Annotated in this window: 6 protein-coding genes; all 6 read right to left on the bottom strand. The window is 42.4% G+C overall.

Features of this window, described 5'->3' with window-relative positions; translation table 11 throughout:
• Window positions 1-310: 310 nt before the first annotated feature.
• The 6 genes from asnS to dinG all read right to left on the bottom strand — a co-directional run bounded on the left by asnS (window position 311) and on the right by dinG (window position 7,188).
• Window positions 311-1,603: an asparagine--tRNA ligase gene (gene asnS, locus JV16_RS09900; RefSeq protein ID WP_021094979.1), complete on the bottom strand. Its 1,293-nt coding sequence runs from the start codon at window positions 1,601-1,603 to the stop codon at window positions 311-313.
• Window positions 1,604-1,714: 111 nt separating this feature from the next.
• Entirely contained in the window at window positions 1,715-2,902 is a 1,188-nt protein-coding gene (locus tag JV16_RS09895; RefSeq protein ID WP_021094980.1) for a pyridoxal phosphate-dependent aminotransferase, read from the bottom strand.
• Window positions 2,899-3,387 carry a cell wall elongation regulator TseB-like domain-containing protein gene (locus JV16_RS09890; RefSeq protein WP_035063233.1) on the bottom strand — a complete coding sequence of 163 codons (489 nt, stop codon included), beginning with the start codon at window positions 3,385-3,387 and terminating at the stop codon, window positions 2,899-2,901. Before JV16_RS09890 ends, JV16_RS09895 begins: the two co-directional genes overlap by 4 nt.
• A gap of 6 nt (window positions 3,388-3,393) precedes the next feature.
• Entirely contained in the window at window positions 3,394-3,564 is a 171-nt protein-coding gene (locus JV16_RS15270; RefSeq protein WP_006319505.1) for a YpmA family protein, read from the bottom strand.
• A gap of 184 nt (window positions 3,565-3,748) precedes the next feature.
• Window positions 3,749-4,489 (bottom strand): ComEC/Rec2 family competence protein, encoded by a 741-nt coding sequence (locus JV16_RS09885; RefSeq protein WP_021094982.1) that lies wholly within the window; start codon window positions 4,487-4,489, stop codon window positions 3,749-3,751.
• 53 nt (window positions 4,490-4,542) lie between these two features.
• Entirely contained in the window at window positions 4,543-7,188 is a 2,646-nt protein-coding gene (dinG, locus tag JV16_RS09880; RefSeq protein WP_021094983.1) for an ATP-dependent DNA helicase DinG, read from the bottom strand.
• Window positions 7,189-7,196 lie beyond the last annotated feature (8 nt).

The following is a 7,196-nucleotide window of genomic DNA, read 5'->3' as shown; positions in this document are numbered from 1 at the left end:
CTTTTTATCTCGTTTTTCCGCTAATGTGTGATCGATGTCCTCCAACAACTGTTGAAGCAGTTGACCATATTCTTTTTGCATATGCCGAAACAAAGATTGTTCAATGTCTTTCAATGTGACTCCATTTGTGATATAATCCTGCATGGGCTCTACTCCTTTCTTTGGTTGTTTTTTCGCACTTACTACCTTACAGGAGGAGGGCCCATTTTTCATCTATTTTGCTTTCACATCCAACAGATTCCTAATTATACTGAATTAGGAATCTGCTTTCTTTTCTCCCACAAACATTTTACTCATACGGATTTGTTCATTATGGATATAAACGATTTAATAAACGCGGGAATGGAATCGTTTCACGAACGTGTTCGACGCCACAAATCCACGCAATTGTCCGCTCAAGACCTAATCCGAAACCAGAATGCGGCACAGAACCGTATTGACGAAGCTCTAAATACCATTTGTATGCATCAAGCGACAGTTGATGTTCTTCTAACCGTTGCTTTAATAAGTCGTAGTCGTGAATGCGCTCCGAACCGCCGATAATTTCGCCGTATCCTTCTGGAGCAATTAAATCGGCGCAAAGAACAACTTCAGGACGCTTCGGATCCGGCTGCATGTAAAACGGCTTTAATGTCGTTGGATAATGTGTAATAAATACCGGTTTATCAAAACTTTCGGCAATCGCCGTTTCATGTGGAGCACCGAAGTCATCGCCCCATTGAATGTCGTCAAACCCTTTTTCATGAAGAAGCTGAATCGCTTCATCATACGTAATGCGCGCAAATGGCGGCTTTACATTTTCTAATTTCGACGTATCACGACCGAGCGTTTTTAGCTCTAGCTGACAATGTTTTAACACCGACTGTACAATATGCGATACGTATTGTTCTTGTACTTGTAAATTGTCTTCAAACTGATAAAACGCCATTTCCGGCTCGATCATCCAAAACTCAATTAAATGGCGACGCGTTTTTGATTTTTCGGCACGAAACGTCGGACCGAACGAAAATACTTTGCCGAGCGCCATCGCTGCTGCTTCCATATAAAGCTGGCCACTTTGAGAAAGGTACGCATCTTCATCAAAATATTTTGTATGGAACAATTCTGTCGTTCCTTCTGGCGCGCTTCCTGTTAAAATGGGTGGATCGACTTTGACGAAGCCATTTTCATTGAAAAATTCATACGTTGCCCGAATGACTTCGTTGCGAATTTTCATAATTGCATGTTGACGTTTCGAACGAAGCCATAAATGACGGTGATCCATTAAAAACTCGATCCCATGTTCTTTTGGTGTAATCGGATAATCAACAGCCATATGAATGAGTTCAATGTTTGTGACAGAAAGCTCGTATCCGAACGGTGAACGGGCATCTTCACGCACAACACCTGTGACATAGAGCGAACTTTCTTGCGTCATGCTTCTTGCCGCTTGAAAGACGTCTTCGCTCACTTGCGCTTTTTCCACGACTCCTTGAATAAAGCCTGTACCATCGCGCAATTGTAAAAAGGCAATTTTTCCGCTTGACCGTTTGTTCGCAAGCCAAGCCCCAATCGTTACTTCTTGACCTACATATTTATGTACTTCTGCAATCGTCGTTTTCACAAAAAGTCCCTCCAAAGACGTTCAACTAGTATGTACATCATCAATATTATACATTTCGACAAAAAAACGCAAGATCATCTCGCGTTCAGAAGAAAAGGCTAGTCACATCGACTAGCCGCGCGTCTTTTCACTAATAAACGTTTCAATGCGATCGAGTGCTTTATGCAGAAGATCAAGCGATGTCGCATATGATAAACGCACGTTATTTGGCGCACCGAAACCTGAACCTGGCACGAGCGCCACTTTCGCTTCTTCAAGCAACGCTTCGACAAACGCATCGACGTTTTCATATCCGGTCATCGTCGCCGCTTCTTTTGCATTCGGGAACAAGTAAAATGCTCCTTGTGGTTTCACGCAAGAAAACCCTGGAATTTGAACGAGACGATCATAAATAATGTTTAAACGTTGTTCAAACGCTTGACGCATATGTTCTACTGGCTCTTGCGGCCCGCTATATGCGGCAATTGCTGCATATTGAGCAATCGATGTCGGATTCGATGTGCTATGGCTTGCTAAGTCTGTCATCGCACGAATGATGTCAGCATCGCCTGCTGCATAACCAATTCGCCATCCTGTCATTGAATGTGATTTGGACACACCGTTAATAATGATCGTTTGTTTTTTCAATTCCGGTGAAAGTTGCGCAATCGAAACGTGTTCATGTCCACCGTAAACGAGCTTTTCATAAATTTCATCAGAAACGATGAGAATGTCGTGGGCTAAGCATACTTCACCGAGCGCCTGTAGCTCTTCTTTCGTATAAATGACGCCCGTTGGGTTGCTTGGCGAGTTAATAATAACCGCCTTCGTCCGATTTGTTATTGCCTGTTTTAGTTGCTCCGGTGTAATTTTGAACTCGTTTTGTTCAAGCCCTTCCACATAAACAGGGACGCCACCTGCCAGTTTGACTTGCTCTGGATAACTAACCCAATACGGCGTCGGAATAATGACTTCATCGCCTTCGTCTAAAATAACTTGAAATAGCGTATAAAGCGCATGTTTTGCTCCAACACATACGATAATTTCTGACGGTTTATAATCGAGCTGTTGATCTTGTTGAAATTTTTTTATAATCTCTTGTTTTAACGTTGCTAATCCACCGGATGGCGTATATTTTGTATGTCCGTCGTACATCGCTTTTACAGCAGCTTCCATAATATGTTGAGGCGTATTAAAATCTGGTTCACCAGCACCAAGCCCAATTACATCATGCCCTGCTGCTTTTAATTCTTTTGCTTTTGCCGTAATGGCAAGCGTTGATGACGGCGTTAATGCGGCGACGCGTTTCGCTAATTTCATACATCCTTCCCCCTCGTCAAATGATATCTTTTCAAAAAGGCCCCGTCTTCAAAACGAACGTAATAAAACGAGTAACGGTTTTGTTCGTCAATATATGTAATTTCCCAAAGCGGGATCCCTTTTTCCATTCCTAATTTTACGGAAATGACTGTTTTTGGACGATACGGCTTAACGGAAGATAACGCTTGTTGTTTCGTCAGTCCTTCTGAAGCCCGATGCATCGCAGCCACTTTCCCTTTTTCTGTCACCCATACGATCCATTGTTCACCTTCATCGTCTTTCCCTGTCACAATGACGTATACGTCGTTTCCTCGATACGTATATACGTCAGTCACTTGAACAATTCCTTTTTTCTCGGCTTGTTTCACCGCACGCTGCTCGCTTTCATTTTTAGACGATACCGCATCACTATATGCATGAATATATAGCGATAACGCAGCGAACAAAACGCACGCGAAAGCAATGATTATTTTTTTCACCCTCATCCCTTCTTACGTTCGATAAATCGTAAACACGGCCTTTTCTTTATTTTCTTCATCAAGCGCGAGCCCGAACATTAAGTCTTTTTCTTTTAACGTCCGATTTAAACAATCGACAATTTTGTATAAATCTGATGAGTATTCAACTTTTACAGTAGCTAACACTTCTATTTTACTTTCCACGACCCGATCCTCCATGTGCACAAATTTTGTTACTTATATCGTTCATCGCGAACGGAAACAATACAACTACACACCGATTTTAGTGTATAAACATCTTCATTGTAGCAACGGTTTCCTACATTGGTCAATTTGAAATAAAAAAATTCCTATCGTACACACCGCGGGCCGAACGTTGGCCCTTTTTTTAAAACGTTATGACGTCATATTCGTGTAAATTACATTTCACAGCAATGACTCCGAAACGGCTCGTTTCATAGCAATCAATCCAGGCCGCATACAACCGTTCAAGCAATCGTTCATTCGGCCAACTTCCGTGCTTTTTAAAGATGATGGCCACTTGCGGATCGACATGTTTTAAAAAAGAGGTACGCGGATAATCATTTAAACCAAAATGTGCAATTTTCAATATGTTTACATCGCTAAGTGGCATCGTCATTAATTTTCGTTCAACGTCATTGTCAGCATGCGCCATATATAAAAGGCGAAGCTGGCCGTATTGAAGAGACATCGTCACATCCCCATGGGCAATATAGAGCGGCTGCATACGAAAATGCGGAAACGGCTCATACACTTTTTGTTCTTCCCATTCATTCACAATTTTCGGACCGTACGTTTGTTCAATCCATTCTACATTTCCCACATACTCTTCATCATCGCTCGTGAGAATGAGTTCATCAATTTCAGTAATATGAAAATGTTCAAACCATCTTTTTAGTTCCCGCTCTGTATGTGGGGCACCTGTATTGAACAATATTGTCTTTCCGCTTGCATGTTTAAATAACGTCGCTTCCCCGTTACTGAGGGGCAAAAAAATGATCGCCATTTCTTCTTCTTCAAGCATCATATCAATTTTTTGAATATGCTCTCCTGTCGCAGAAGGATGCATTAAACTATTGAGTAGCAAAAATAATAACGCCCACGGCAAAACCGCCCACTCCCTTCATCTACCCCTTTTATTTTTCACCGATGAAGGGAAAATTATAGCCACTCATTTACATGTTGTAAAAGTTCCGTAAGCGGCGCATGATATACACGGATAGGCGGTAAAGATTGCAAAAAATATTTACTGTATGATGCGGTTAATAAACGTTGGTCTAAAACGAAAATGATCCCGCGATCTTCTTTTGTGCGAATTAATCGTCCGAATCCTTGTTTAAAGCGCAAAATCGCTTGTGGCAACGATAAATCGTAAAATGGATTGCCCCCTTTTGAACGAATATAATCGCTTTTTGCCGCCATGACCGGATCGTCTGGTGGAGCGAAAGGTAAACGAACGATAACGACGCATGTCACTTCATCTCCCGGAAGATCTACCCCTTCCCAAAAGCTACTTGTCCCAAATAAAATGGCTTGCTCAAACTGTTGAAAATGGCGTGTTAATTTAGCTGCATTGCCTCCGCTCACTCCTTGCGCAAGCAATACAAATGATTGCTCGTCATTGAGCTGTTTAGCAAATGCATACGTTTGTTTCAATAGCTCATACGACGTAAATAATACGAGCATTCGTCCTTTCGTATGTTTAGCGATACGTATTATTTGTTGTGCCGCTTGCTCAGCGTATTGTTCAACCGTAGCGGAAGGAAACGTCGGCAAATCGGTCGGAACCATAAGCGCTGCTTGTTTTTCATATGAAAATGGCGACGGAATGGTACGTGTAAACGGATAAAAATCATCGAGACCAAGCCGTGAAATCATGAATGAAAAACGATTGTTTGTCGTTAACGTAGCCGACGTTAAAATGACGCTTCGCTTACGTGAAAATAGTTGATCTGCAAAAAACTGGGCTAAATCAAGCGGCTGTGAAATAACCGTAACCGCATTGACCGCCGCTTTTGTATCTACCTCTAGCCAGCGGACGATGTCGTCATCGTCGCTCGTGAGTAAATGTTGTAACGTATATAAAACGTCTATAAACGTTGTAAAAGGTTTGACATCTTCTTTCGGAACATCGTTCATCATATATGACAATTGCTGTACATCGCTCATAATACGCATAAGCAATTCTATCGTTCCGCTCCATTCTTTTCCGTACTCTTTCCAAGGAACGAAACGGTAACGGATGCGACCGTCCCCTTTTTGTCGGCGCAGTACGTAATGGCGAAGAGATTGAAACAGTTGATTTAGTTCATATTCTAAATCCCCAAGAAGCGAGCGAAGTGCGCCCATTTGGTGCACCGTGGCTATATCGTTCATCCGCGTCCATAATAGCCGAACGTACTCATATGACACGTGCCGTCCGAAAAAATGAGCAGCGACATCTTCCAAATGGTGTGCCTCATCGATAATAAGCTGTTCGTGTGGCGGCAAAAACTTTTCGTCTGCTGTTAAATCATGCATAACGAACGAGTGATTTGTAATAATCACATGCGCATGTTTCGCTTTTTCTTTAGCGCGCACAAAAAAATCGTGTTCTTCATTTGTTTCATCGCTATGCACCTCTTCCCAAAATAGCGCTCCCCCTGCAGTTAAGTTTAATTCATCGACATCTCCTGTTTCCGTTTCCGTTAGCCAAACGAGCAATTGACATTTTGTTAAAGCAATATCATAGTTTGCATCGACATGTTTTAACGTACGGGCAAATTTTCGCACGCTCATATAGTTTCGTTTACCTTTTAACATCGCGGTCGTAAATGAAAAAGGAACGAGCTTAGCGACGCGTGGTAATTCTTTTTCAATCATTTGTTTTTGCAACTGGAGGGTATGTGTGCTAATGACGACAGGGCGCTGTTGTGTTACTGCATAAAACGCTGCAGGAAGTAAATAAGCGAGCGTTTTTCCAACGCCTGTTCCTGCTTCAATGAGCGCATGTTGACACGTTTGCAACGCTTCGTTTACGTCGATCATCATTTGCTGTTGCCCGTCGCGATATTCAAATGGCGCAACAAACGGATTTGTCGCAAGCCATTGTGAAAAAGACGGAACATGTTCATTCCGTTCTTCACGTTTCGGCAAAAACCATGCTTTTAAAGCGATTCCTTCATATTCAACGACTGATTCATCCGGTTGAACCGTGCGTTCTTTTTTAGCAATGAAATGATTGAACAGAGCGGTCAAATCGCTTTTTAACGGTTGGCTATGTCGGCGTAATTGCTTTAATGTCACAAGCGGTAAGCGAGATAGCTTGTGAAGTAAAAAAAGAAGAAGTTGGGCAGTCGCTTCCGCGTCGTAATCGGCTTGATGTGGGCGATCGTGCGCAAGCGACAACGATTCAGCTAAATGGCTAAGCTTATAACTTGATTGTGTCGGCATGAGAAAACGTGCGAGCTCTACCGTATCTAAAAGCCGACATGTCGGTGGTTGTACCCCGCTACGAATAAATTCCTCTTGCAAAAACGCCCAATCAAAATGGACGTTATGGGCAACAAAATAAGCTCCTTCCCATTTTTCAACAAGCATCGGTGCAATATGATGAAACGAAGGAGCATCATGCACCATCGTATCATTAATGCCTGTTAACTGTTGAATAAATGGCGGGATGTCCCGCTCAGGCTGAATAAATGTTGAAAAACGTTCGCTAACTTTGCCGTCCTCGATGACGACAAAACCAATTTGAATGATACGATCTTCTTTTTTCGGGGCATTTCCTGTCGTTTCAATATCGACGACGACAAAGCGATCATTCATATTTCTCC

The sequence above is a fragment of the Anoxybacillus ayderensis genome (genome assembly GCF_000833605.1).
GTDB lineage: Bacteria > Bacillota > Bacilli > Bacillales > Anoxybacillaceae > Anoxybacillus > Anoxybacillus ayderensis.
Note: the sequence above shows the minus strand (reverse complement) of the source record. Positions and strands in the feature narration are given on the sequence as shown.

Coding starts and splice junctions, on each gene's coding strand:
- JV16_RS09895 (WP_021094980.1), bottom strand. CDS start 2,902: ATGAAATTAGCGAAACGCGTCGCCGCATTAACGCCGTCATCAACGCTT.
- JV16_RS09890 (WP_035063233.1), bottom strand. CDS start 3,387: ATGAGGGTGAAAAAAATAATCATTGCTTTCGCGTGCGTTTTGTTCGCT.
- dinG (WP_021094983.1), bottom strand. CDS start 7,188: ATGAATGATCGCTTTGTCGTCGTCGATATTGAAACGACAGGAAATGCC.